Annotated in this window: 25 protein-coding genes; 7 read left to right on the top strand and 18 right to left on the bottom strand. The window is 64.0% G+C overall.

Annotated elements, in window-relative coordinates:
- Positions 1-6 precede the first annotated feature (6 nt).
- Positions 7-1,446 (top strand): amidase, encoded by a 1,440-nt coding sequence (locus D6M19_RS06475; protein WP_123024355.1) that lies wholly within the window; start codon positions 7-9, stop codon positions 1,444-1,446.
- 76 nt (positions 1,447-1,522) lie between these two features.
- Positions 1,523-2,278, top strand: a complete 756-nt coding sequence (locus tag D6M19_RS06470) for an alpha/beta fold hydrolase (protein ID WP_164478359.1) — start codon at positions 1,523-1,525, stop codon at positions 2,276-2,278.
- Between the two features lie 85 nt (positions 2,279-2,363).
- Here D6M19_RS06470 and D6M19_RS06465 read toward each other — a convergent pair whose 3' ends face one another.
- From D6M19_RS06465 to D6M19_RS06415, 11 genes are all read right to left on the bottom strand, one after another.
- Complete coding sequence (locus tag D6M19_RS06465) at positions 2,364-3,455, bottom strand: zinc-binding dehydrogenase (RefSeq protein ID WP_123024353.1); 1,092 nt, start codon at positions 3,453-3,455, stop codon at positions 2,364-2,366.
- Between the two features lie 129 nt (positions 3,456-3,584).
- Positions 3,585-4,145, bottom strand: a complete 561-nt coding sequence (locus D6M19_RS06460) for a DUF7700 domain-containing protein (protein WP_123024352.1) — start codon at positions 4,143-4,145, stop codon at positions 3,585-3,587.
- A complete protein-coding gene (locus tag D6M19_RS06455; protein WP_234834726.1) occupies positions 4,139-5,425 on the bottom strand; it encodes an amidohydrolase family protein in 1,287 nt (428 codons plus the stop codon). Before D6M19_RS06455 ends, D6M19_RS06460 begins: the two co-directional genes overlap by 7 nt.
- A 145-nt stretch (positions 5,426-5,570) precedes the next feature.
- Entirely contained in the window at positions 5,571-6,326 is a 756-nt protein-coding gene (locus tag D6M19_RS06450; protein WP_407665312.1) for a helix-turn-helix transcriptional regulator, read from the bottom strand.
- A gap of 300 nt (positions 6,327-6,626) precedes the next feature.
- The gene (locus D6M19_RS06445; protein WP_123024350.1) at positions 6,627-7,817 is read right to left on the bottom strand and encodes a lipid-transfer protein; all 1,191 of its coding nucleotides are present in this window, start codon (positions 7,815-7,817) and stop codon (positions 6,627-6,629) included.
- A 33-nt stretch (positions 7,818-7,850) separates the two neighbouring features.
- Positions 7,851-9,434, bottom strand: coding sequence for an AMP-binding protein (locus tag D6M19_RS06440; protein ID WP_206428465.1), 1,584 nt, complete (start codon positions 9,432-9,434; stop codon positions 7,851-7,853).
- Between the two features lie 31 nt (positions 9,435-9,465).
- Complete coding sequence (locus D6M19_RS06435) at positions 9,466-10,245, bottom strand: enoyl-CoA hydratase/isomerase family protein (protein ID WP_164478358.1); 780 nt, start codon at positions 10,243-10,245, stop codon at positions 9,466-9,468.
- On the bottom strand, positions 10,245-11,399 hold the full coding sequence (locus D6M19_RS06430) for an acyl-CoA dehydrogenase family protein (RefSeq protein ID WP_123024348.1): 1,155 nt from the start codon (positions 11,397-11,399) through the stop codon (positions 10,245-10,247). The genes D6M19_RS06435 and D6M19_RS06430 overlap by 1 nt, the downstream gene beginning before the upstream one ends.
- Before the next feature lie 12 nt (positions 11,400-11,411).
- Positions 11,412-12,314: a TIGR03619 family F420-dependent LLM class oxidoreductase gene (locus tag D6M19_RS06425; protein ID WP_123024347.1), complete on the bottom strand. Its 903-nt coding sequence runs from the start codon at positions 12,312-12,314 to the stop codon at positions 11,412-11,414.
- A complete protein-coding gene (locus D6M19_RS06420; RefSeq protein ID WP_123024346.1) occupies positions 12,311-13,537 on the bottom strand; it encodes an amidohydrolase family protein in 1,227 nt (408 codons plus the stop codon). Before D6M19_RS06420 ends, D6M19_RS06425 begins: the two co-directional genes overlap by 4 nt.
- A 50-nt stretch (positions 13,538-13,587) precedes the next feature.
- Positions 13,588-14,403, bottom strand: a complete 816-nt coding sequence (locus tag D6M19_RS06415; RefSeq protein WP_234834724.1) for an enoyl-CoA hydratase/isomerase family protein — start codon at positions 14,401-14,403, stop codon at positions 13,588-13,590.
- Between the two features lie 300 nt (positions 14,404-14,703).
- On the opposite strand from D6M19_RS06415, the gene D6M19_RS06410 reads away from it, so the two are divergent.
- The 3 genes from D6M19_RS06410 to D6M19_RS06400 all read left to right on the top strand — a co-directional run bounded on the left by D6M19_RS06410 (position 14,704) and on the right by D6M19_RS06400 (position 16,976).
- Positions 14,704-15,870, top strand: a complete 1,167-nt coding sequence (locus D6M19_RS06410; RefSeq protein ID WP_123024345.1) for a thiolase family protein — start codon at positions 14,704-14,706, stop codon at positions 15,868-15,870.
- Between the two features lie 9 nt (positions 15,871-15,879).
- Entirely contained in the window at positions 15,880-16,680 is an 801-nt protein-coding gene (locus tag D6M19_RS06405) for an SDR family NAD(P)-dependent oxidoreductase (protein ID WP_123024344.1), read from the top strand.
- Positions 16,681-16,784: 104 nt separating this feature from the next.
- Entirely contained in the window at positions 16,785-16,976 is a 192-nt protein-coding gene (locus D6M19_RS06400; protein ID WP_123024343.1) for a ferredoxin, read from the top strand.
- Positions 16,977-16,992: 16 nt separating this feature from the next.
- Here D6M19_RS06400 and D6M19_RS06395 read toward each other — a convergent pair whose 3' ends face one another.
- Positions 16,993-17,613 carry a TetR/AcrR family transcriptional regulator gene (locus D6M19_RS06395; protein ID WP_206428464.1) on the bottom strand — a complete coding sequence of 207 codons (621 nt, stop codon included), beginning with the start codon at positions 17,611-17,613 and terminating at the stop codon, positions 16,993-16,995.
- Between the two features lie 310 nt (positions 17,614-17,923).
- On the opposite strand from D6M19_RS06395, the gene D6M19_RS06390 reads away from it, so the two are divergent.
- On the top strand, positions 17,924-18,859 hold the full coding sequence (locus D6M19_RS06390) for a helix-turn-helix transcriptional regulator (protein WP_164478357.1): 936 nt from the start codon (positions 17,924-17,926) through the stop codon (positions 18,857-18,859).
- Between the two features lie 12 nt (positions 18,860-18,871).
- Here the strand turns inward: D6M19_RS06390 and D6M19_RS06385 are convergent, their stop codons facing one another.
- From D6M19_RS06385 to D6M19_RS06375, 3 genes are all read right to left on the bottom strand, one after another.
- Complete coding sequence (locus tag D6M19_RS06385; RefSeq protein WP_164478356.1) at positions 18,872-19,279, bottom strand: Zn-ribbon domain-containing OB-fold protein; 408 nt, start codon at positions 19,277-19,279, stop codon at positions 18,872-18,874.
- A gap of 5 nt (positions 19,280-19,284) precedes the next feature.
- The gene (locus D6M19_RS06380; RefSeq protein WP_123024339.1) at positions 19,285-20,448 is read right to left on the bottom strand and encodes a thiolase C-terminal domain-containing protein; all 1,164 of its coding nucleotides are present in this window, start codon (positions 20,446-20,448) and stop codon (positions 19,285-19,287) included.
- A gap of 168 nt (positions 20,449-20,616) precedes the next feature.
- The gene (locus D6M19_RS06375) at positions 20,617-21,606 is read right to left on the bottom strand and encodes a hypothetical protein (RefSeq protein WP_123024338.1); all 990 of its coding nucleotides are present in this window, start codon (positions 21,604-21,606) and stop codon (positions 20,617-20,619) included.
- Between the two features lie 251 nt (positions 21,607-21,857).
- Here D6M19_RS06375 and D6M19_RS06370 point away from each other — a divergent pair, with 251 nt between their 5' ends.
- A complete protein-coding gene (locus D6M19_RS06370) occupies positions 21,858-23,042 on the top strand; it encodes a CaiB/BaiF CoA transferase family protein (RefSeq protein ID WP_123024337.1) in 1,185 nt (394 codons plus the stop codon).
- A gap of 107 nt (positions 23,043-23,149) precedes the next feature.
- On the opposite strand, the gene D6M19_RS06365 is transcribed toward D6M19_RS06370, so the two are convergent.
- Genes D6M19_RS06365 through D6M19_RS06355 form a run of 3 tightly spaced genes read right to left on the bottom strand, consistent with a single transcriptional unit; the run spans position 23,150 to position 26,251 of the window.
- The gene (locus D6M19_RS06365; protein ID WP_123024336.1) at positions 23,150-23,932 is read right to left on the bottom strand and encodes an enoyl-CoA hydratase/isomerase family protein; all 783 of its coding nucleotides are present in this window, start codon (positions 23,930-23,932) and stop codon (positions 23,150-23,152) included.
- 52 nt (positions 23,933-23,984) lie between these two features.
- On the bottom strand, positions 23,985-25,067 hold the full coding sequence (locus tag D6M19_RS06360) for an acyl-CoA dehydrogenase family protein (RefSeq protein ID WP_123024335.1): 1,083 nt from the start codon (positions 25,065-25,067) through the stop codon (positions 23,985-23,987).
- Complete coding sequence (locus D6M19_RS06355; protein WP_123024498.1) at positions 25,064-26,251, bottom strand: acyl-CoA dehydrogenase family protein; 1,188 nt, start codon at positions 26,249-26,251, stop codon at positions 25,064-25,066. Before D6M19_RS06355 ends, D6M19_RS06360 begins: the two co-directional genes overlap by 4 nt.
- Positions 26,252-26,254: the final 3 nt, after the last annotated feature.

Below are 26,254 nucleotides of genomic sequence, written 5' to 3'. Positions count from 1 at the left end.
TCGCCAATGGATGTGAACGAATACGCTGTCCTCGACGCCGTCGAACTCGCCCGACTGGTCCGCTCCCGTCAGGTGAGCGCACCGGAAGTGCACGACGCTGCACGCTCGGCGATCGCGGCCGTCAATCCCACCATCAACGCGTTCAGTAACGGACCGTGGGAGGAACCTCTCGCGTACGAGGACACCGGACCGTTGGCGGGAGTTCCCTTCGCGCTCAAGGACGATCCCGGTTGTCATGCCGCTGGTATTCGATATCGGTATGGGTCGTTGTTGACCGGCAGAGGCATCACATACGGCCACGACACCCATCTGGTGCGTAGATTCCGGGCCGCTGGCCTGGGCGCCGTCGGGATCACGGCCGCGTCCGAGTTCTCGTTGGGCCCAGATACGGTCACGCGGGTGCACGGCGTGACGCGCAACCCTTGGGATCCCGCTCGCAGCGCCGGTGGTTCCAGCGGGGGTTCGGCAGCTCTTGTCGCAGCCGGGGCGCTGCCAGTCGCGCACGGCAGCGATGCCGGTGGCTCAATCCGCTTTCCGTCCAGCTGGAACGGCGTGGTCGGACTCAAACCAAGCCGCGGACGGGTGTCACCGGGGCCCGACCGTCAAGACGGCATGGGCTTTGCACTCTCACAGGAATTTGTGCTTACCCGCACCGTCCGCGATTGCGCGGCCCTGCTCGATGTCGCTGCCGGTCCCATGCCCGGAGATGCGGTCGTGGTGCGGCCGCCGCAGCGGCCGTGGTCGCAGGAGGTGGGTGCCGCGCAGGGGCCGTTGCGGGTCGCGCTGTGCACAGACGCATTCTCCGGAACCACCGACCCCGAGGTGCGTCGAGTCGCCGAAGACGTCGCACAAACCCTGGAACGGCTAGGCCACCACGTCGATGTGGCCGCACCGGCACTGAACTGGGAACGGTTCATGGACGCGCTGATTCCGATGGCCGGCGTCGGCAGCTACACCCTGATCGAAGCGATGGCCACAGTGGCCGGCACGACGCCGAGCGCCAACACGCTGGAACATGCGACGCTGATGGCCTACGACTATGGCTCGGCGGTCGGCGTGCAGGAGGTGCTCGGCTTCGCCGGCGCAGTCAACGTCATCGCCCAGGCGTTTGGTGAGTTCTTCTGCGATTGGGACCTGTTCGTCTCGCCGACCGCCCAAGTAACCGCCGAGCCAATCGGTTTCATGGAGCGGATCGGGCCCAACGTCGGGTTCGCGGAGTGGTTGCACGCCATGCTGGAGAGGTTGGGTTCGTTCACGTCGCTGTTTAACGTGACCGGCGCACCGGCGATCAGCCTGCCGCTGGGCACCTCGGCGACCGGCATGCCGGTCGGTTGTCAGGTCGCCGCGTCGATGTGCGAGGAGGCACTGTTGTTGCGCGTCGCAGCCCAACTGGAGGAGGCGCTGCCATGGGCCCAGCGCCGACCGGTGATACACGCGGCCTCATGACGAGGTTCACGTCGCACCACCTGATGATTCGCGATTCCTTCATCCACTACGTCGACGAGGGATCCGGGCGGTCATATTGCTGCTGCACGGCGTGCCGGTCTCCAGCTTCGTGTACCGGCACCTCATAGGGGCGCTGGGCTCCGACGTTCGCTGCATCGCCCCGGACCTGCCGGGCTTTGGCCTTTCACAGGCGGCGCCCGGTTTTGGATTTCGGGCGAGCGACCACGAGGACGTCCTCTCGGACTTCGTGGAGCGGCTCGACCTACGCGACTTCGTCGTCATGGGACATGACTGGGGTGGCCCGCTCGCACTTCGTCTGGCCATCCGGCACCGCAATCGGGTGCGTGGCCTGATTATCGGTAACACGTGGGCATGGCCAGACCACGGCGCCGCCCGTCGGTCCTACTTTCTGGCCGCGACTAGCACCGCCGCCGGTTACGTGCTCCGGAGTTCGACCATGTTCACACGTCTCGCAATCCGTTGGGCCGGAAGGCGACTGAGGGTCGAAGACGGTATGGACGCTGCCTACTGCAACCAGCACCCCACCAGAGCATCTCGCCGGGCGAACTCCGTCTTAATTCGTCAGAACGGCGAGAACGTGCGCGGAACCGATTCCTACATGCACGATCTGGAGCAGTCGCTCCCCCAGTTGCGCGAGCTCCCTGTTCTGCTCACGTGGGGTGCACGTTGTCCGATCTTTAGAGAAGACGATCGCAAGCGATTCGAAAGCGCGTTTCCGCGGCACACCACCGTGGTCGTACGCGGTGGTGGCCACTTCGTCATGGAGGACTCCCCTGCAATCGTTGCGGCCGCCATCAAATGCTGGCTGTAACGGCGCGACCGTAGGCGGATCAGAACAGAGCGAGGTTCTAGCCGCACAATCCAAGCACCTCGTACGCAAGCACCACATCGGATCGTCACCCAAACGAGGTGACGACACTGCGTATCACTTCACCCGACAGCATGGCCTGCATTGCAACGTTTATGTCGTCCAATGCCACCTCCTGTGACACGAGGGCGCCAGTGTTGAGCCGGCCGCTCTCGATCAGATCGATGAACAACTGGAGATGTCGGCGTACCTGTGCGGAGCCGGCCACGCAGCCCTTGACGATCTTCTCCTGTGACTGGAGGTCGAATGCGGGTACTCGGAACTCACTGTCCATCGGCCCGTATCCGACCAGAACTAGCATGCCGCCCCTGTCGATCATGCGGTATGTCGAAGCAACTATTTTCGCGACTCCGACTACGTCGAATGCGTAGTCGACTCCGTTGCCGTGCAATAAATCTCGAACTTGCACATCGGCGGCCTCAGTTGTTGGGTCGATTGTGTCGGTGGCCCCTAGGGTCTGCGCTAGTTCGCGTTTGGAGGCAACGGGATCCACGGCGATGATCCGTGCGGCCCCGGCCACCGAGGCACCCTGTATGACGGACTGTCCGACACCACCGCATCCGACCACCGCTACGGTGGATCCCGGCTCGACTCCTGCGGTGAACAGCGCCGCGCCCACACCCGTCGTCATTCCGCATCCGAGCAACGCGAGGTGACTGTCGGGCAGGCTGGATTCCACTCGCACGACCGACGCTTCGTCACACGTCACGACATCACTGAAGGTGCCGATCCCACTCATCGCCGCGGCATGCGATCCGTCCGCACGTTTGGCGCGCGGCCTCTGCATCAGGCCCCCTATCGCGGTGCACAGGTGTGACCGGTCCCGCAGACAGCTCGGGCATGTCCCACACGCAGGCCGGAACGTTGCGACAACCCGGTCGCCAACACTCACCCGCGTCACGTTGTCTCCCACCTCGACCACCGTGCCTGCGCACTCGTGACCGCCGATCATCGCACCCGAGAACATGGCCGGGAACATGCCGTTTCGCAGGGACAAGTCGGTATGGCAGATACTGCTCGCGCCTACTTCGACTATGACGTCGCGCGGCCCGGGGGGTAGCGGCTCGAGCGTTTCGACAGTGAGGTCCTGGCCGAGGGTGTGAAGGATTGCTCCGCGCATGTCAGTCCGCCTGTCCGAATCGCATCGACAGATGTTCCACACGCATCATCTGGCCTGTCGTCCGACACGGACGCTCGACTTGGCGGTCGACGTTTTCTTTGACAGACGCATCGGCGGTTTCCGATTGCGTCATGTCATCTCCGGCTCGGCCCGAGGTTCATCGAGACGCGCTGCCGAGCGGTCAGCGAGCATTCGAGATGCCATCTCGATGATCGTGGGTGCGATTTTCTGGACCTCGTCCACGTCCACGCGGTCGGCTACTTCGGTGGCCTTCGCTTCGCGCAGCATCTCCGGAAGTCGTTCCACCATCGTCCGCATGGCCCACGGGATCATGTCGCCACAGGCTGCGAAATCGTAGTCCAACTTCCGATGTGAGCCGTCGGGCAAGATGTAGTGGTAGTGCAGGTGAGGCTTGTCGCCGAAGGCGTCGAACCGAAGGTGCTCCAGAGAATCGTCGGTCGAGTAGACGTGCAGTGTGACGCCGATGTCGTCGATGTTCATCATCGGCTCGAAGAACTTCATGGCCTCGACGTCGTGCCCGTAATTCTCCTTGATGACACGCGCGTTCAGTTCGCGGAATTCGACGCCAAATGTCACCGGGCCGCATTTCACGTAGCGAGTGTTGGCGGGGACCGGCTTGACGAGGTCCTCGATCAAACCCTTGGGGATGATCACGTCATTGCCTACCATGCGACATTCTCCTTTTGGGGGGCCGATACGGCGAACGCGGACGCGCGCGCAATCAAACTGTCGGGGGGAAGGGGATGCTGGTACAGCGCCGCGGCGTTTTTGTAGCAGACCTTCGCGATGGTGGACGCCGGAAGGTGGCTGAGGTCGCGGCGTATCAGGTCCTGCGTGTGGGGCCAGGAACTATCGGCGTGCGGATAGTCGACCTCAACCATTACGCGGTCCTCACCGATGAGCTCGAGTAGCCGAAAGGCAGACGGATCCTCGATCGAGGTGAACCAGAAGTTGCGTCGTACGAGATCGATAGGGTGGGGATCGGTCGCGGACCACACGTCGTTTTCGTCGCGTCGATCGAATGCCCGCTGGAGCCGCTCGAGGGCGGTCGGGACCCACGACACGCCGCCCTCTGACAACGCGATCTTGATGTCGGGGAAGCGGATCGGAATCTTGGAAAAAACCCAATCGATCATCGCCGACATTCCGCTCATCGGGAACAACGCCACGATGACGGGCACCGGAGAGTCCTCGGCGGGCCGCGCGACGGTTCCCGACGAACCGACATGCAGATTGACGACCGTGCCCGTCTCCGCGCAGGCAGCCAAGAACGGGTCCCAATAGTCGCTATGCATGCTGGGTAGGCCCAAGCCGGCGGGGTTTTCCGAGAAGCTGACGGCATGCACACCGCGCGCCGCGTTGCGGCGAACCTCCTCGGCCGCCACCACCGGATCTGCGAGGTACGGCATCTGGCAGGGAATCAACCTGTCGGGGTAGGCGCCACACCACTCCTCAACGACCCAGTCGTTATAGGCGCGCACGCAAGCCTGTGCCAATTCGGGATCCCCCAGCGACGCCAGTACCTTTCCAGCAAAACCCCAGATGACGGAGCCGAAGTTCAATGATGCCCACATACCGTTGACGTCCATGTCGCGGATACGCGCATCGGCGTCCCATACGCCGGGACGGAATTGATCGAAGCGCATCGCCGACTGATGAGCCTCACGCTGCGGTCTGCCTACCGCGCCGTTGGTGCCTCCGAGGAAGAACCGTCGTTCGTCGACCTCCCACGCTGGAAGACCGCCGACGTCGATGATGCGCGGACCCCTGGTGCGCAGCTTCGCCGGCAGCCGGTCGAACAGGGTCGGCGGCTCCAGGACGTGGTCGTCTACCGAAATGATGGGGCACCACAGCTCTTGCGGCTCCGGATCGGGCAGGAGGGTCAGATTGGATGGGACGGGCGGCGTCGCGTAGCGATCTTGCAGGTCATCGAGTCGTGTGGTGGTCATCGTTTCTTCTTCCATTTCATCGCCTGTGTCCGTCACCGGCTGGACGAGAACCTAGGCATGAGAAGCGCTTCCACACTCACAGTAGGAATAATTCGCGGAGCTAACCAGGTAAGTATTCAGTACCAGGTTGGCGATATCACTGGCCTTAAGTCAGGAGCGCAGCCAGCGCGCGCCGTGACTCCTCGTCGATTGGCCGATACGCGATGAGAACCTGTTCGGGTAGATCGGGTGCGCGAAATTGCGACACTTGCATGGCGATTCGACTGTGGTTGTCCATTGTGAAGGTCTGCACGTGGCTTACGAAGCGGTGCACGTCGTGGCGCTCCCACTGGGCAGCGAAGACATCGCTTGATGGCAACAAGTCGTCCACAATCTCGCGATAGCGGGGATTGTCGATGTCGAGGCTGCGTGCTGCCTGAAACCGAGCGACGGCGTCCAGTGCTTCGGTCTGCCAGTCCACGATCCGGGTCTGCAACGACGGGGTCGTCAACAGGATCCAGAGCATATTGCGCCGCTGGGGCTCCAGACGTGAGGGATCAGCGAAGAGCCGGACGAATGCCTGATTCCATGCGACGAGATCTTGTGGCCACGTCATCACGTACGCGGGCGCCGGAAGGAACACGTCAAGCCACGGCAGAATCGGGTTGGTTCCCCCGACTGCGGAACTCGACCTGCGTGGCTCCCCGGCCAGCTGATAAAGGTATCGGCGGTTCAAGTCGTCGAGCCGCAGAACCTTGGAAAGTGCGTCGAGCACTTCGGGTGTCGTACCAATATCTCGCCCTTGTTCGAGCCACGTGTACCAGGTGGTGCTGATACCAACTAACTCGGCGACTTCTTCCCTGCGCAAGCCAGCGACGCGACGGCGTCCGCTAAATTTGAGCCCGAATTGTTCGGGTGACACCAGGCTTCGCCGAGCCTTCAGGAACTCCCCGAGCGCCCGTTGGCGAGTCCGACGCGCCGAGGTGTCTCGTCGTGACAGCACATACCAAGGTAATCACGGAACTAAGGGCGACACGGCGGAATCTCGCACGAATCACCCTCCGGACCAACGGCCGTCAGGTGTGACAATACTCAGGGCTCCATGGTGTTCCACGCCGGCGTTGCTGGCTAGCAGGTCGACGGCACCGTCACTCACGTCGTAATCCGGGCTTGTGATCCATGTCGTCTGACACTTACCTTTCCGCGCCGCCTTCGGTGTGGGTCAGGACGTCATTGCGCGGTACATCGTCACGACCGCTGCCCCGCCGAGACCGATGTTGTGTTGCAGGGCGACCGACGCGCCGTTGACTTGACGCAGATCCGCGGTTCCTCTGAGCTGCCAGGTCAACTCGGCGCACTGCGCCAGCCCTGTTGCGCCGAGCGGATGGCCCTTGGAGATCAAGCCACCCGACGGATTCACCACCCACTTGCCACCGTAATCGACTGCACCGTCCTCGATGAGCTCCCCTGCGCCCCCAACACCACACAGCCCAAGTGCCTCGTAGGTGATGAGCTCGTTTGTCGAGAAGCAGTCGTGCAGTTCGATCACCTGGACGTCGTCAGGCCCGAGGCCGGACTGCTCGTACACCGCCCTCGCCGCCTGCGCGGACATCTGGAAGCCGACGAGGTCGGCGTCTCCCCCGTCGAACGCTGATTCGTCGTCGGTGGTCAGTGCTTGTCCGGCGATCTCGATCGCCTGATCCCACAACCCGTGTCGTTCGACAAAGGATTCGTTCGCGATTACCGCGGCAGCGCCGCCATCCGAGGTGGGGCAGCACTGCAGCTTGGTCAGTGGGTCGAAGACCGTCGGCGACGCAAGGATGTCTTCCAACGAATACTGTTCGCGGAACTGCGAATATGGGTTGTTGACTGAATGCCGGTGATTCTTCTCCGCGATCTTGGCGACGGTCTGCTTGGTGACGCCATGCTTCGCCATATACTCTCTGCCGGCGTTGCCGAAGATCTGCGCGGCCGGCGGAGCCTTCGCAAAGCCGTGGCGCTGGGTCATCGCCTCGATGTGCCGACCCGTCGGGGCCGCGCGGTCGCCCCAGTGCTCGCGTAGGCTGCCGCGTTCCATTTTCTCGAAGCCAAGTGCCAGGACGCAGTCTGCGAGCCCGGCCCGGATGAACTGGTTGGCTAAGTAGAGCGCCGAGGAGCCGGTGGAGCAGTTGTTGTTGACGTTCACGATCGGAACACCGGTCAACCCGACTTCGTAGAGGGCCCGCTGGCCCGATGTCGAGTCTCCGTAACAGAATCCGACGAAGGCGTGATTGATGTCGGTGTACGCAACGCCGGAGTCATCGAGCGCGGCGCGCGTCGCCTCGCTGCCGAAATCGGGGTAATCCCAATTCTCCCGGCGGCCCGGTTTCTCGAATTTGGTCATCCCGACGCCGACCACGAATGATTTCTGCATCACTGCTCTCCCTGATTGATGGTGGGCGGCAACTTATCGCCTGTCCCAGGTAACGTTCGCCTTCTCCCTATCCCATGTCGTCGGTGTGCACCCGTCGTCACGCAGTTGGTACTTGTGCACCCGGCCGACGGCGCTGACCGGCAACGCATCTCGGAACTCGATGTATCGTGGCAAGGCAAAGTAGGGCATCCGGTCTTTGAGCCACTCGAACATCTCGCCTTCCGAGAGCCGCCCGTCGGGCTTGAGCACCGCAGTGACCTTGAGGTCGTCCTCCGTGATCTCCGACTTCACGGCGTGCACCGCCACTTCGGCGATGGCGGGGTGGCCGAGGATGACCTGCTCGACTTCCTGACTGGAGATGTTCTCGCCGCGGCGTCTGAGGTAGTCCTTCTTACGGTCGGCGAAATAGAAGAATCCGTCTGCGTCGAATCGGCCCAGATCGCCGCTGTGAAACCACATGTTGTTCATCGCGGCGACGAAAGCCTCGGGGCGGCGCCAATATCCATCGAACATCACCCCGGGGCGCCGCGGCCGGCATACGACCTCGCCAACCTCTCCCACCCGCACTTCGCGATCGTTGTCGTCGAATATCCGGACATCGAAGTTCTCGATGTTCGCCTTGCCCGAGCTGCCCGGCGGGGATGGTGAACCGGCCAGCAGCGTGGTGAGTGGGAAGGCCTCGGTGAGCCCGTAGGTGTTGCCGCCGACGAGTTGCACACCAAACCGCGACCGCCAGATCTGTTGCAGTTCAGCCGGGAACGGCGCACCGTGCACTACGCGAATCTGCCCGTGACACTCCGTCAGCGCGGGTGTGTCGTCCATGCGTGCGATCAGCGATCCCATCGAACCGAGCAAGTTGACCACGGTGGCGCCGGTGCGCCGCATTTCCGGCCAGAACCCCGACACCGAGAATCGGCCCGCGATCGCGGCGGAGCTGCGCAGCATCATCGTTCCAAGGATCGTGCCGCTGACCAGATTGAAGTGGTAGATCGGCAAGGGGCTCCAGTTCAGCTCCTCTGCGGCGCGTCCGCATTGTTCGATGAATCCGCGCGCGGAACTGAACACGTATCCGTTGGAGATGACGCATCCCTTCGAGGGGCCGGTCGTCCCCCCGGTGTAGATGATGAGCGCGGTGTCGCGGCTGCTCCGCTCGACGTGTGCGGTCTCATCGGGTTCGAGCAGATAGTCGGCCAGCGGTTCCACTGTCACGGCGCCGATCCGGTCGGACTCGCGCAGGCCGCGAACCAGTATCCGTTCCAGCATCGGGAGACTGGCAACCTCGCCGCGTATCCGGTCGAGGAAATCCGCCTCACATACGACGATGCGGGTGTCGGAGTCGGAAACGACGTGGGCCAAGAAGCTGCCTTTGAGTGCGGTGTTAACGGGCACCCAGATACCGCCGAGCAGATTGGCCGCGAACCACAGCGCCGCAGCGTCGACGTTGTTGTCGAGCATCGTGACGACGGTCTGATCAGGTTGCAGACCGGCTTTGTTCAGGCCTGCCGCGTAGCCGGCGGCGCGGTCCCAGATCTGACGGTAGGTAAATTGTTCGCCGCTGAAGTCGAGAAACATCTGGTCGCCGACGTCGTCGGCGCGCTGTCGCAGCAAGCCGACCACGCTCGGTTCTTCCCTGGGTCCACACCAGACGTCAGCCATTAATTCGTGCGCCCTCACTTTCGGTGTGCCGCGGGGACCACGACGGGGGCCGGTGGTCGGCGTACGCGGCGAATCCTTCCTTCGCCTCGGCGGTGTTGATCGACGCCTCCACGAGGCGCTCATCGACCAGCGAAATATGTTGGTGTGCTGCCCGTTTCCATGCGGCGCGCGCCTCGGGCGCTGCCTCGCACAGCTCGTCGACGGTCCGCATGGCCGCCTCGTGCAGATCGTCGTGTGATACCACCCGGGCGATCAACCCCATCGCCAGCGCCTCGTGCGCGGAAAACGGGCGCGACGTCAGCGCGAGTTCCTTTGTTCGGGCAAGCCCGATGATCGGTGGCAGCAGGGTTGAACTCCACGGTGCGGCGACGCCGAGTCGGAGCTCCGGCAGGCGGAATCGGGCTCGATCACTGGCGACGGCAACGTCGGCGAGCACCGCCAGCCAGACTCCGCTGGCCTGGCAGTGTCCGTTGATCGCGGCGACGATGGGAATCCCGGTGCGGTGCAACCGTGTGAAGGGCAGGTCGTCCTCGTTCAGGCTGGTGTCATCGGCGGCGTGGGCCGCGGGATCCCCCCCGACAATGAAGACGTCGTCGACTCCGGTGACTACGAGGGCGCTGAGCTCGGGATCATCCTCGACGGTGCGGATCGCTCGGCCCAGTCCGGCGTACATTGCATCGGACAGCGCGTTGCGCTGCACCGGGTTGTCGACGGTGCACCACGCGACACGACCTCGGCGCTCCAGCCGCAGATGCGGCGTGCCCAGGTCCATCACACGCCCAGCATTCGACGCCCGATGATGTCCTTCATGATCTCGTTGGTACCGCCGTAGATCGACATCGCCCGGCCGTCGCGCCATGCGCGTCCGACGGCGCACTCTTCCATGTACCCGTAGGCGCCGTGCAGCTGGACGCAGGTTTGCAGCACGCGGTTGTTGAGTTCAGCGCACCACCACTTCGCTTGTGCGGCTTCCTCTCCCGTAAGCGCACCTGTGAGATGAGCGGTGATTTGGGCGTCGACGAACGCTTGCGCCACGTCGAGTTCGGTGCGCATCGTGGCGAGTTGAAACCGCGAATTCTGAAACGATCCGATGGGCTGGCCGAAAGCATGCCGCTCCTTGCAGTAGGCGAGGGTTTCGTCGAAGGCCGCGCGCGCATGTGCGAGCGCCATGACGGCGATCGACAGCCGTTCCTGCGGCAGCATTGCCATCAATTGGTAGAACCCGCGTTCCTGATCGCCGATCAGATTGTCCGCCGGCACACGAACATTGTCGAAGAACAGTTCGGCGGTGTCGGCTGCATGCTGTCCGATTTTGTCGAGATTTCGTCCGCGGCTGAACCCCTGCCGGTCGGCCTCCACGACGATCAGGCTGAGGCTGCGCTGGGCGGGTCCCTCAGAACCGGTGCGGCAGACCACGATGACGAGGTCGCTGTTGATGCCGTTGGAGATGAAGACCTTGCTGCCGTTTACTACGTAGCCGTCGCCGTCGGGCTTGGCTGTGGTGGCGATCGCGGCAAGGTCGGAGCCGGTGTTGGGCTCGGTCATGGCGATCGCGCCGACCAGGTCACCCGCAGCGAGCCCGGGCAGCCAGCGCTCCTGTTGGGCCTGGGTGCCGTATTTGAGGAAGTACGGCAGCACGACGTCGGCATGGGTGGAGATGCCCAGTCCGGCGCTCATCACACCGGCGCGGCAGACTTCTTCGAGGAAGATGGTGTTGAAGCGGAAGTCGGGGTGCCCACCGCCGCCGAACCGTTCGGGGACCGCAAAACTTAGGATTCCGGCATCTCCTGCCTTCTTGAAGACGGTCTTGTCCACGATCCCGCAGCGCTCCCACTGCTTGAACTCTTTGGTGAGCTCACGCTCGACAAAGGTTCGCGCCGAGTCGCGGAACATGTCGTGCTCATCGTTGAAGATCGTTCGCTGCATCTTGAATGGCTCCTATGCGCTCGTGATCATGTCGACCATGTTCGGCAGCGCGTCGGCGATCGCGCTGACGTCGAGGTCGTGGATGGATTGACGGCGCTCGCCGACCTGCCACGGGGCCAGCAGGAACGAATTGACGCCGAGGTCGCGCAGGTTTGCCACCCGGGTGGGCGTAATCGAACCGCGCAGCCCGGTGCGCACCACGAACGGACGGTTGTCGGAGTCGGCAGCGGTGCGCGCCTCGGTCAGGCGCGCCATCATCCCAGCGATTTCGTAAACGGAGTGGTTGGCCCCGACCCAACCGTCACCGGCGAGGGCGCAGCGGCGGGCGGCGGCCTTTGAAGTTCCGCCGATCAAAATCGGAATAGGTTGTGGCGGGGTCGGATTGACGGCGATGGCGTCGAACGTGAAGTGGGCTCCTTTGTGGCACACCGGGGCACCCGTCCACAGTTTTGGCAGCAGAGTCAGTATTTCGTCGAGAACCCCGCCGCGCGTAACGAACCACGGGTTACCCAGTGCTTCGAATTCCTCACGGAGCCAACCGACACCGACGCCCAGATCGATCCGGCCACCTGACATCGCGGCCGCGGTGGCGGCCTCTTTAGCCAGCATCACCGGGTGCCGCAGAGGAGCGATGATCACCGCGGTCATGAACCGGATCGTCGACGTCGCGGTGGCCAGTCCGGCGATCGCGACGATCGGATCGGGTAGCAATGTGTCCGTGGGGAGGTTCGCGGGCTTTCCGTCGCCGTAGGGGTACGGCGAAGAGAAGCCAGCCGGCACCGCGGGGTGCTCGGAGAGCGCGACCCCGCTCACCCCCGCCCTCTCGGCGGCCATAGTGAGCGCGGTCAAGCCCTCCGCGGAAAGGAACGGCAGCGACAGCCACACGTCCATCCCGCGGTTGGGGGCACCGCTCACTGCCGCGTGGCGGGCGGCTCGGGCAGCTCGAAATTGAACACCCTGGCGGCGTTGGTCTGCATGATCTTGCGCTTGACGTCGTCGGACAGGCCCGCGAGTTCCTTGTGCGCCACCTCAATGCAGTTGGGCCACGTCGAATCGGTGTGGGGGTAGTCGGTTTCGATCATGACATTGTCGACGCCGATCTTCTCGATCGAGGCCACACCGAACGGGTCCTCGATGAAGCATCCGAAAATGTGCTTGCGGAACAATTCGGACGGCATGATCGAAAGATCTAGACCGTTACCGACGTTTTCGTCGTCAGCGCCCCAGCCCTTGAGGTAGTCGTCCGCACTGAAATCATCCTTGCCGGCCCATCCGCGCTGGACTTCCACCACGTGATCACACCGCTCGATGACGTAGGGAATCCAGCCGATGCCACCCTCGGATAGGCACAGCTTCAGGTCGGGATACTTGGGCAGCCAAGGGCTGAACAGCCAGTCGATGCACGCCGCGGCGGTACTGGCGACAGGCGTCAATGCGATGACGCCCACCATCGGCATATCCGGCGATGTCGAGGGCAACTGCGAGGAGGACCCGAGGTGCATACAGACCGGCATCCGGGTGTCGTTGGCGGCTGACACCATCGGCTCCCAGTAGCCGCTGCGGTCGTGGATCGAGGGCAGTCCGAGCTGATAGGGGTTTTCGCTAAACGCGATGGCCTTGGCGCCCTTGGCCGCGGTGCGTTCGATCTCCTTCGCGCACTGCTGTGGATCCCAGAGCGGCAAGATGACCATCGGAATGAGCCGACCCGGTTCGGTCCCGCACCATTCGTCGATCATCCAGTCGTTGTAGGCCTGGACACAGAGCAGTCCGAGTTCCTTGTCGTTGGCCTCGGTGAACTCCTGACCGCAGAACCGCGGAAACGACGGGAAGCACAGCGAGGCGAGTATGCCGCCGCGGTTCATGTCCTCGATGCGTGCATTGGGCTCATAACAACCCGGCCGCATGTCGGCGTAGGTCACCGGCAGTGGGCTGAAGTCCTCGCGCTTCTTTCCCGCAGCTGCCGACAATCCGGTCGTGGGCTTGCGCTGGCCTTCGAAGACCCAGGCCTCGCCGTGCTCATCGGAGACGATGTGCGGGCCGGCCTCCTTGAACTTCGCCGGAAGCCGGTCCTGCCAGACATGTGGCGGCTCGAGCACATGGTCGTCGACGGAAACCAGCCAGTTAAGTGAGTCGTCCATGATTGTCTCTCCTTGATGTTCGGATGGTTCAAAGTGCTAGTGACCGCGCCTCAAGAGGCCGACACCGCAATGGACCGACTGCTGATATTGCGTTCGGTGGTGTAACCCTTGAGCGACGACTGGAACTGCGGCAGTGCGAAAGTCTCGCTTTCAGCCGCGAACGCGAAGTCGATCACGTTGGCAATCGCCGCGTTCATGTGCATATTGAGAGCTCGTTTGGTGTCCCAAAGCGCTTGTCGCGGTTGCCCGGCCAGTCGCTCAGCTAGCGCATAGGCCTTAGGCAACAGAGTTTCGGCCGTGACGACGTGATTGGCCAGACCAAGCCGCTGTGCTTCGCTGGCGTCGATGCGGTCGCCCGTCAGCAGGTACTCCTTGGCGCGCAGCATGCTCATCATGAGCGGCCAAGCGAGTACACCGCCGTCGGCCGCGACCACCCCTAGAGTCACGTGGGGGTCGGCCATGAACGCCCGCTCGCTGATGTAGACGACGTCGGCCAATACCGCCAGGCTGCAGCCGAGACCGACCGCCGGTCCGTTCACCGCGGCGATCACCGGTTTAGGAAACGCGAGCATCTCCGAGACGATCCGGCGAGCGTCGGCCATGGTGCGATATCGAAACTCCGGATCGGTTGAGACTCTTGACAGGTAGTCCATGTCACCGCCGGCCGAGAATGCCTTACCCGCACCGGTGAGGACGACGGCACGCACGTTGTCGTCGTCACGCAGTTCCGCCCAAACGTTGGCAAGCGCAGTGTGCAACGGCTCATTGACGGCGTTCATCCGTTCCGGACGATTCAACGTCACGGTTCTCACACTGCCGGTGCCCTCCACTAGCAACACCTCGGGATCTGGAGTCTTCGTCTCCACGCGCCCTCCTTCTCATTCGCGTCGAGTATCCGCGCTCATCGACCGTGTGGAACAGATTCAGCCCATGCCATTAGTGGCACTGCCACTCTGCGGATCGGACAAGCGCCAGGGGGTACCCATGCCACCAGGCTGGCGTTGCTCTGCAGGCGTAACATCGCCAGGCGCGGGCCCGCTATGCCGTAACGCTGTGCTGCCTGGAGCATTCGCCTGCATCGCATTTCGGGGTGGTTGGATTTTGTCCCTAGGCCTTCGAAGCTCAGCCCGCCCGTACGACTTACGCTTCACTGATTTGGAGGACCTATGCCCGACGCCGTCATCATCGATGCCCTGCGCACCCCCATCGGGAAGCGCAACGGGTCGCTGGCCGACGTCCATCCCGTCGACCTTTCCGCTCACGTGCTTCGTGCTCTGCAGCGGCGCACCGGGATTGACCCCGCGGTAATCGACGATGTCATCTGGGGATGTGTCAATCAGGTTGGAGACCAGGCCGCCCAGATCGGGCGCTACTCCGTGCTGGCTGCTGGGTGGCCGGACAGTATTCCAGCGTTAACCGTCAATCGCGCGTGCGGCTCAAGCCAGTCCGCCTTCGACTTCGCCGCAGGGCTAGTGCGTAGTGGACACTACGACGTCGTCATCGCCGGGGGTGTGGAATCGATGAGCCGAGTGCCGTTAGGGGCGGGTCGTGAACTCGGCCGCCCGTTCGGGCCGATGGTTCGCAGCCGGTATTCATCGGACCTCACGTCGGGACGGTTCCCGAATGAGGACTTCAATCAGGGCATCGGTGCCGAGATGATCGCGTGCGCATGGGGTTTGAGCCGCAGCCAACTTGACGAGTTTTCAGCGCGTTCCCATGAACTTGCCGGTGCCGCGATTGACGACGGTACCTTCGCCGGACAGCTGATTGATGTCCCGGATAAGCCCGGCTTCGTCGCCGACGAAGGGGTGCGGCGCGGCACGACGGTCGACACCCTCGCCGCGCTCAAGCCGTCGTTTCAAGAGGACGGGGTGATCCATGCCGGCAATGCTTCGCAGATTTCCGACGGCGCCTCAGCCACGCTGATCACCACTCCCGAAAAGGCTCGCGAGCTCGGCGTCGTCCCGATCGCTCGTTACGTGGCAGGCGCGGTGGCGGGCTCCGATCCGGTACAGATGTTGACCGGCCCCATTCCAGCCACTGAAAAGCTGCTTGGGAAAACGGGATTCGCTATCACCGACATCGGCGTCTTCGAAGTCAACGAGGCGTTCGCGCCGGTACCACTGGCGTGGCAGGCGACGTTTGGAGTCAGCGACAAAGCGCTCAATCCGCTAGGTGGGGCCATCGCAGTCGGCCATCCGCTGGGGGCATCGGGCACTGTACTGATGACTCGAATGTTGCATTACATGCGCGACAAAGGAATTCGGTACGGGTTACAGACAATGTGCGAGGGCGGCGGCACTGCCAATGCGACCCTCGTCGAACTGCTCTGATCGACGAGGATGGCCGTTAGCTTGGTTGGAACTGGCGTCGCCGCCAAGGTTGCATTGGTGACTGGCGCCGGGCGGGGCGTCGGACAACAGATTGCGCTGACCCTCGCCGAGCACGGCGCCCGTGTGGTGATCGTCAACGACTCCGACGCTGATCGCGCCAATCAGGTGGCCGATCAAGTACGCATGCTTGGCGCCGATACCCTTGCGATACAAGCCGATGTCGGTGACCCCGAGGCGGTTGCTGAAATGTTCGCGCACACCGCGCAACGCTTCGGCCCGCTCGGGGTGCTGGTCAACAATGCCGGCATCCGGACAAGCCCGACCAACACCGGCGGTATTCGTCCATTCCTCCAGCAGGAAACCACCGAGTGGGAATCACTGCTGCGGGTCAACTTCCTGGGCGTGGTCAACTGTACGCGGGGTGCCCTGGAACAGATGGCACCTGCGGGCTATGGGCGCATTGTCACCATTGTGTCGGACGCAGGTCGCGTCGGGGCGACCCACGGCATGGAGGTCTACTCCGGCGCGAAAGCCGGAGCAGCCGGATTTACGCGTGCTGTCGCGCGCCTCGGCGGACGGTTTGGCATCACGGCCAACTGCGTGTCGTTGGGGGCGACCAGAACTCCTGCTACCGCCGAGGAATTGGCCGACGAGGAGGTCGGCGTCAAGGTGCTGGCTCAGTACATCGTGCGCCGGTTCGGCGAACCAACCGACGCCGCGGCGGCCGTGCTATTCCTATGTTCAGAGTCGGCCGGATGGATTACGGGCCAGACGTTGGCCGTCAATGGCGGCTTTTCGCTCGCGCTGTGACGGTCCAGTAACCTCGCCTGCCATGTGCTTCACGTGGGTGGTGGCACTGGTGCTCTCATCGGTTCGGTCTCGCAGAACGTACACGCGCAAGACACGATTGCGGCATGAAGATCTCGGTGAACTTTGAACTGTGTGAGTCGAATGCCTTGTGCTGCTTCGCCGCTCCGGAGCTGTTCGAGGTGCGGGAGGACGAATTGCTGTATGTGCTGAACGACAACCCTCCCGAGAGCCAGCGCGCCAACTTGGAAGACGCCGTCAATGCCTGCCCGAAGCGGGCGATCAGCATCGACGAGTGAGCGCAGCATCCGATATTCAGGTGTAGGCGCGCATGAACGCGTCTACTCCATCGACGAGGATCGAGTCAATGGCTTCCCACGCCGAAGTGGTGGTGGTGTCGACGGTGTCCTGGGCTAGCAGGATCGTCAGTGCGATGAAGTGCTCCGCTGCCCGGCGAGGGTCGTCAGTGCGGATCGCGCCCTCGGCGGCGAACCGCTCGATCCGCTCGGTGAAGAGTTCCTTGGGTTTGTTGCGCGTCGATCCGGGGACCCTGCGCCGGGCCGTGCCGAGGTTGACCAGGTTGCGAAACTCGACGTAATCCGACGATGGGAATGCCTCTGTGGCGACACGGCGTACGAACCCGAGCAGGCCCGACCGAAGATCGCAGCCCGAGGGCAGTTCGTCGTCCAGTGCGGACGTCACCGTTCCCAGCAGCTTCTCGGCGACTCGCTCGACCACGGTCGTGTGAATGGTCTCCTTATCGCCAAAGTGGTCATAAACCGTCCTCTTCGACACGTCGGCGCGCGCGGCGATCGCGTCCACGCTGGTGAGGTCGAACCCCCCAGCGGCGAAGAGTTCCTGAGCGGCGTCCAAGATCGCGAGGCGCTTCTTCTCAGAGCGTCCTCGGCGACGCGTTGCGGTTTCGGCGGTGGCCATGCCACGCATCTTCTCCGAAATGCGGGCGATTTCAAACTACACTAGTCGGTGTAGTGTAGTCTCAGGGACGTGAACGACGACGTTCGATTGCAAACCTGCAGCGCAAGTGCACCGGCGCTGGGGTCTCGCGCCTGCAGGGGCCGCACTGCTAGTACGAACTGCACCCTTCAAGAGGGTCAATCCGGGCATCCCCGCCGGTCCGGCATCCATCTCTTCACACCGCGCGCGTGGGTCGCCACCGTCGTCCGTTTGCAACCAGCGCACCGTCGTAGCCCATTCGGCGAGCCCAACCGCGCGAGGAGATGATCACGTGCACAACGCCACATTGACCCTGCCCTGTGAGATGTCATCGGTCATCACAGATGACGACCAGGATTTGCCCGACCTCCCTGCCATAAGCGAACGCAGTCGCACAACGGCATCCGAAGATCAGGCCCGCCGCGAGGCGCTCGCGGCGTTCTTGCGCGCCCGCCGCGAGGCGCTGCAGCCGGAAGACATTGGAATTCCGCGCCGCGGCAGACGACGAGTCAAGGGGTTGCGCCGCCACGAGGTGGCCGACACCGCCGCGGTGAGCGTCACTTGGTATACGTGGCTCGAACAGGGCAGAGACATCCATACGACACCGCAGGTCATCGAAGCCCTCGCCCGCGCACTGCGACTCGATGACAACGGGCACAGCTATTTGCGGCGCCTCGCCGGGGTTACGCCGCGCACGGTGTATCTGGACCGGCGACAGGTCGGCGATAGTCTCATCGCACTCGTCGACGGCCTGCTGCCGAATCCGGCGCATCTCATGCTGCCCGCGACCGACCTGTTGACATGGAACCGCTCCTATGCGCGGCTTTTCGTCGACCCGTCGACGTTGGCGCCCGAACACCGTAACGGCCTGTGGATTCAGGTGATGTGTCCGGAGATGCGGGAGCGCCTGGTCGGTTGGGAGGTCGAGACGCGGCATGCTGCCGGCCGGTTCCGCGCTGAGGCCGCGAAGTATCCGGGTGACGCACACTTCGCCAATATCGTCGACGCGCTCACCACCGAAAGCGAGTTCTTCCGCGACATTTGGGAGCGACACGAGGTGGAGGGCTTTGCCGATCACATTGAAACCATTGACCATCCCGTCGCCGGTCGAGTGAATGCCCGGCTCGTGCAGTTGCGTCCTCTCGACCATCCGAATCTGCTGTTGATGGTTCACATGCTTGCCGATGACGAGTCGCGAAGCCGCATGGAGGCACTGCTGGCGGCCTGAGGACTGGCCTGGTCAGAGGCGACGCCATCGCAGCACCGACAACCGCCAACCGTCCGATCCGACCGCGACCTCGTCGAAACCGACATTGACCGGCAGGCCGATGCTGAGTCCGCTGCCGTCGTCCGGTCCGTCGACGAAGCCGGGCATGAAAATGTCATCTTGGTCGTCGAGGCGAACCATCACCACCACGGTCGGTGTGGCATCGGCCGGCGCCGACCGATGAGTCACCGTCCACGACGCGATGGTGCCCCGCCCAGTGGCCGGGATCCAACGCCACTCGAACGAGCCGCAATCATTACAGATCGCGCGGGCGGGCCAACGGAGTCGTTGGCACCCGGTGCAGCACTGGATCAGCAGTTGGCCTCGCTCCAGTGCGTCCCACCACGGCGCTGAGTCGGCATCGGCTAACGGATGGTTCATGGCGATCAGACTCCCCGCTTCAGGATTACGGCACCGGTCAGGCCGCTGTTGATTCCAGGCTGGGCGGTCGACAGGGCCACCTGCGCGCCGGCAACCTGACGTGCACCGCATTCATGGCGAAGCTGCCGCACAGCTTCGACGACGTGGTTGAGCCCGTGGACGTAGCCTTCGGACAGGTGGCCGCCGTGGGTGTTGACAGGTAGGCGACCGCCGATCCGCGTGGCGCCCTCGGCGATCATCGATGCCGCCCCACCCGGCGCGCAGAATCCGTATGCCTCCAATTGCAGCGGCACCAGCGGCGAGAACGCGTCATAGAATTCTGCGACGTCGATGTCGGCGGGGCCTATTCCGGCTGCCTCGTACAGCCGCGGCGCCATCCGTGCGGCACCGGAGGCCGTCAATTCACGATGATGGTTGGACGCCAACTGGTTTCCGCCGCCCGAGGCGGTCGCGCAAATCGTGACAGGCGTGCGGCGCAGGTCGCGACTGCGCTGTGTTGAGGTCACCACCAAAGCCACAGCAGCATCCGATTCCAGGCAGCAGTCGAAGAGCCGTAACGGCTCGGCGATCCAGCGTGATCCGAGGTAGTCGTCCATCGTGATCGGTTGACGCATCATCGCTCTTGGATTGAGTGCGGCGTGGTCGCGCTGAATGATTGCCACGCGTCCAAGATCTTCGGCGGTGACGCCGTAGGCGTGCATGTAGGCGCGGGTGAACATGGCGTACTGCTGAGGTGCGGACACGTGTTGATACGGCAGCCAGTACTGCACATCCGACGAAAGCCCGGTCATCGCCGCTGCACCCGACATCCGGGCACCCGAGCGCGCGTTGAGTGCCCGCCAGACGACGACGCAACGTGCCTGCCCGGTGGCCACTGCGGTGGCGGCTGCGCTCAGCGGTGCGATGCAGGAGCTGCCGCCCCCGAAGACGTCTCGAATGAACCGTAGTTCCGGAATGCCCAGTGTTTGGGCCACCAGCGCCGGATCTGCGGAGTCGGCGATGCGATGGCACGCCACCCCGTCGACGTCGCGGGGGTCCAGGCCGGCGTCGGCGAGGGCATCGTCGATGGCCTGCGTGGCCAGGGTGAGTGTCGAGACACCGGACCGCTTGGTGTATTCGGTACACCCGACGCCGACGATCGCCGCGGCGTCGCGCAAGCGGTTATCCACGTCGACAATCTATCGGCCGACGCAGCTTACAACGTGGTGCGCTGAGCACTAGTACCGGCATCAGCGCCGACGGTGTCGCGTCGAGCTTTGTGCTCCGTCAACGACTTTGGCTCACTCAGGGCGGACCCTCACTGCGGACCACAAATGCCTGCGACAGTTCACGCGGAGTCAGTCCGATGCTCCCCCGTGCAGCGCGTGCACTAGGTGTGCGCGGACACCCTCGATGGCGCTCGGCCATCCCCGCGCATCACCGCAGAACCGCGGCAACGCGCCGCTGCGGTCGCCGAGCACAATTAGTTCGTCGACTCCGTCGGGTCCCGCCACCACCGACTCCGTCTCCGCGCCAGCGCGGGTGACCCGTATATCGCCGGCGCGGCGCGACTGATCGCCGATCGTACAGCTGCCGCGCACAACTACATGGACGAGTTCGGTGTCGACCGTGAATCTGCTGGCCGACAAAGCATTCGGCGACGTCCTTGACATCACCATCAGCGGACCGCGCTGCGGGTCGCCCAGCAGTGCACCCATCGCACGAGTGTCGGTGCCGACGCCAGGCCACGCACTAGCCTGCGCGTAGGAGCCATTGAGGTGCGGCTTCCTCGATACACCGAAGTTGACCGCGAGCGCCGAGTCCCCGGCAGTGAGATGCGGATCGTTGGACGTTAAGTCGCCGCCGATACCGAGCCAGGCGGCAAGATTCGCGTCGGCCGGGCCGTGTGCCGGAGCGTCCGGGTCGACATGACGAACACGCGCGCCCCTTCTGTCGGCGAAGCACAGCATCGTCCACCCGCCGTCGGTTCCGTGGGCATAGTTGTCGCTGGCGTACGGCTTCCACCCCCGTTGGAAGCGAAACTCCCCCGCTCCGTAACGTTGCGAACCCATTGGCAGCGTTCCGCACAACGAGATGCGGAAGTTGTCGCTGGCATGCCCGTGCGCTGGAGCATCGGGCGGCTCGATCCCTGGTGCCACCGCCAACAAGAGAATCAACGGTCCCTTTACCGAGTCACCCGCCAAGATGGCCGTGACGTCGAATGGTGTGTCGGCAGTGCGTGCGGCGGAGCGAAGATACGGCGGTGTGATCCACCGATCGGTGGCGGCGAAGCTCAACTCGACATAGCGCGGATGATCGAGCACGTCGGCGAAGGTCTTCAACGGCATCGGTTCCTCCTCGATTCGCCAGTGAACGTCAGCTTGCCCACATCGAGGCCGAACTGCAGAGTTCAACCGCTGCTATTAGCCGGCGTACCACCATCTGTTGGCCCTCCGGATCGCGTGCGTCGCAGCGGGATACCACCGTGGTGGCAACACAACCATTTTGGTGACCGTCGTCCGCGGCTAGCCTGCTCGGCAGACGGTGAGCCGACGGCTGGCCGTGATGCGAGACATTCACGGCGAAAGAGGACGCGCGCATGACGATGCAGGACCACAGACCCGAGGCTCGCGGCCCGCTGGTTGGGCTCAAGGTATTGGACGTGGGTCAGCTTGTCGCTGGCCCGATGATCGGCACCTACCTCGCTGACTGGGGCGCCGACGTCGTCAAGGTCGAACAGCCACGCATCGGCGACCCCATTCGCAAGCTCGGATCGCATTCCGGTGCGCCGCTGTGGTGGAAGGTGAATGGCAGGGGCAAGCGATCAATCGCGTTGGACCTGCACCTCCCGACCGACCGAGAGGTGTTGCGCAATTTAGCGAAGTCGGCCGACGTCTTCGTGGAGAACTTCACTCCGGGCACAATGGAACGGTGGGGATTCGACTATCCGACGCTGCAGACGGACAATCCGGGCTTGATCATGTTGCGGGTCAGCGGTTTCGGTCAGACCGGGCCGAACCGCGGTCACCGCGCCTTCGGCCGCATAGCCCAGTCGTTCAGCGGGTTCTCCTCTATCAACGGATTCCCCGACCGGCCTCCGATTCATCCGGGGATCCCCGTCGGCGACTACTTCGGTGCGCTCACCGGAACCGCTGCCGTGCTCGCGGCCTACATCGAGCGGCAACGATCTGGCCGCGGCCAGGAGATCGACCTTGCCCTGTACGAGGCATGCTTTCGCCTGATGGAATTGATGTCCGCCACCTACGACCAAGAGGGCACGGTGATCGGTCGCGAAGGGACGTCCAACACCTACGTCGCACCGGTCGGCACCTGGCAGACCGCCGATGGCAAGTGGTTCTCACTAACGGCCAGCACGCAGCCCGTGGCCGCGCGGCTGCTGGAGACGGTGGGCGGGCCTGAATTGGCCACCGATGACCGGTTCGCAACCAACTCCGCACGAGTGGCCAACCGCGCAGAACTCGACGAATTGCTCGCCAAGTGGGTCAACGGTCACACGACCGAGGAGCTGAAGCTGATCTGTGAGGACAACGATGTGGCCTACTGCGTCGAGTTCGATGCCGCCGACATCTTCGCCGATGCGCATTACGCAGCCCGAGGCACCATCGAAACGGTGGACGACCCGCAGTACGGTCCAATGCGGATGCCTGCGGTTGTCCCGCGCTTCAGCCGCACACCGGGTTCCATCCGCTGGACCGGCGAGGAACTCGACGCCAGCCATGACGATGTGCTTGCCGATCCTTCGTGGGGCGCCACGTTGCCGTAGCGACTGACGGCCCAATCACCGACGAGCGAATTCCCTTTCAATACAGGGTTTTCAGAACGTATGACCCGTGGAATCCGCCTTCCGAGCGCGTCGTCGATTAGACGGCGTTAGCGGCCGAGATACTGGCCTGCCCGCTTCTCGGTCAATGCGCTCAACGCTTCGGCCACGTCGTGGGTGGTCGTCAGGATGGCGACATGGGAGGACACCAGGTCCAGTGCCGGCCGTAGCTCCAGGCTGGCCGACTGGCGGGTCACGCGTCGGATCATCCGGACGCTGGCTGGCGGGTTCGCGGCGATGGCCAGCGCCAATGCGGTTGTCTCGGACATCAATTGGCCGGGCTCGGCCACGCGATTGACCAGACCGATGCGCAGGGCTTCGTCGGCGTCGACGACGTCGCCTGTCAGCAGAAGTTCCTGCGCCTTGGCCAAACCAACGAGCCGGGGTAGGTAATACGCGCCGCCGCCGCCGGGAGCCAGTCCGAGTTTGACATAGCCCTCTGAGACGCGCGCAGTGCTAGACATGACGCGCAGATCGCACATCAGTGCCATGTCCAAGCCAGCTCCGACCGCCACGCCGTTGATCGCGGCGATGATCGGTTTGTCGAGGTCCTCGACGGCCAGTGCGATGCGTTGGATGCCGGCGTGCAGGTCGGTTTTGCGCTGCAACGGAGTACGTGCGTCAGTCAGCCACGACAGGTCGATCCCGGCGCAGAACGCCTTCTCCCCGGCACCGGTTAAGACGACCACGCGCACGTCTTCATCGGTGCGGCAGGACCGCAGCAGGTCCTCCCAATCGCGAATCATCGGGAGTGTAAACGCGTTTCGTGCTTCCGGCCGGTCGAGCATGATGGTGCCGACGCCATCGGCGATCGACCAGTTCAGGTGATCCATCAAAGGGGCCCTTTCGTTGACGTGATGCTGATGAGCTGAGAAGCTCCGTGTCTCAGATGCCACCCGTGACGCAGTCCCAGACATTGGTGGCGTGAAGCGCTAGACGACCCACCCGCCGGGCGTGATGACCGGCGCTGCCGAACTCGTCGACCCAGCTGCGGGCGCGCAGCGTGGACGACCACAGCGGATGCTCGATGCTGGTGCCGATCGCTCCGTGCAGCTGATGGGCTGCGCTGGTCACTGTGGCAGCTACCGGTCCAAGCACAGCCTTCGCCACGGCCACCGCATATTCGGTGCGTCCGTCGGCGAAACCGGAGTCGACCGCCGCCGCCACGGCCAGTGTGGTGGCGGCGCGGCCGCGTTCGATCTCTCCGGCCATGACCGCCAGGCTCTGCTGGACACTCTGAAAGCGGCTCAACGGGCGGCCGAACTGCACGCGCTCGCGGCAGTGCGCCACCGAGGATGCCGCGGCGGCATCGAGCGCGCCGACCAGCTGTATGCAGCGCGCCCACGCTCCTCTGCAGACGAGTTCGTCGGCCACCGCCTGCTCAACCTGATTCAGATGCTGCAGAGACAATTTGAAGGCGATGTCGTCGCGGGGTTCGCCGGCCAAATTCATACCGTCAGTGATCGACACTGCGTGGGGGTCGACGACACCGACGTAGTGCGCTGTGTCGGTGTCGACCAGCAGCACAACTGCGGCCGCGACCCGCCCGAACGGCACGGCGGTGCCGGTGCCGGTGATGGCGCCCCCGCCGAGGGTCCCCGCGGCGCGAGCGGCCGTCAAGGGTCCCGCGGGGGGTACGTCGACACCTGCCGCATCGGCGAGCCAAGCCCCGAGTAGGTCGGTCTCGGCCAGCGGTGCGGCGGCGCTGTGGCGGGCCAGCCCGTAGAGCACGACGGCGAGCTCGGCCGGACCGGCGCCGTTGTCCGGATTGCTGGTTAGTCGGTCGAGTCCGGTGTCCTGCAGCGCATCCCACAGTGCATGGTCGAGGGTCTGCGGGCGCGCTCGACGGCCGGTGCCGGCGTCGAAGGCGCGGCGGCCGAGTTCGTCGACGAGTTCACGTAAGGCGTCGAAGTCGTCGACGGCGGCGCCGAAGACGCCGCCGGACAGCACCGTATCGATGCTGGTCATCGCAGACCCATGCCTCGGGCCACTACACCGCGCAACACTTCGTTGGTTCCGCCGCGCAGCGTGAACAGCGGACGATGCAGCCATGCGGTGGCCAGCATCGCCTGCAGCTCAGGGTTGAGGTCGGTGCACGCGCCGGTCCGGTCGAACAGGTCGGCAATCAGATCGACCGATTCCTGTTCGAACGAGGTGCCGAGATCCTTTACCAGCGCCGCCTGGTTGGCAGCGGGTTCGCCAGCCACCAGTGCACGGGCCACGGCCACCGAGAGTTGGCGCAGGGACATCAGGCGCGCGATCAGATGACCGACATCGGTGGCGGTGGCGTCGTCGTGGATCGGTCGCGTGGCGAGCCAGTCGATGGCCGCCGAGATCAACGGCATTGTGGTCAGGATCCGCTCGGGGCCGCTGCGCTCGAAGGCCAATTCGGAGGTGACCTGGTGCCAGCCGGCGCCCACCTGGCCCAGGACGTCGGCGTCGGAAACGTGGACGTCGTCGAACAGCACCTCGTTGAAATGGTGTTCGCCCGACATCAGGGTGATGGGGTCGATCGTGATGCCTGGCGCGTCGCACGGCACCAGGAATTGAGTGAAACCTTCGTGCCGATGCTCGGGATCGAGTGCACTGGTGCGGGCAAGGACCACGATCTGGTCGGCGTGGTGAGCGCCGCTTGTCCATACCTTCGCTCCGGAGAGCGACCACCCTCGGTCTGTCTTGGTCGCGCGGGTCTGGACAGCGGCGAGGTCAGAGCCCGCGCCGTGTTCGCTCATGCCGATGGCGGAGTAGAACCTGCCCGCCGCGATTCGCGGCAAGATGCGCTGGCGCTGCTCCTCGGTGCCGTAGGCGAGCAACGCGGGAGCGACCTGTCGGTCGGCGATCCAATGCGCCGCCACCGGTGCGCCTTGGGCCAACAGCTCCTCGATGATGACGTAGCGGTGCAGGTGACCCAGTTCGGCTCCACCGTACTGGCGCGGAATCGTGATGCCAAGGAAGCCAGCCGCCCCGAGGCGGGCGCTGAATTCCTCGTCCCAGCAGGACAGCCAGGAGTCGACCTCGGGTCGCCACCCGTGAAGTTCGCGGTCACCGTGCAGGAACTCTCGTATCGAGGACCGCAGCTTCGCAAGCGTGCCGTCGTTGGCGCATAACGCCGCGAACTGGTCGTTCGCCGATGGTGTCTGGCTGAGCACCATCGG

The sequence above is a fragment of the Mycolicibacterium stellerae genome (assembly GCF_003719305.1).
GTDB classification, from domain to species: domain Bacteria; phylum Actinomycetota; class Actinomycetes; order Mycobacteriales; family Mycobacteriaceae; genus Mycobacterium; species Mycobacterium stellerae.
This window is presented reverse-complemented; position numbering and strand designations above follow the sequence as displayed.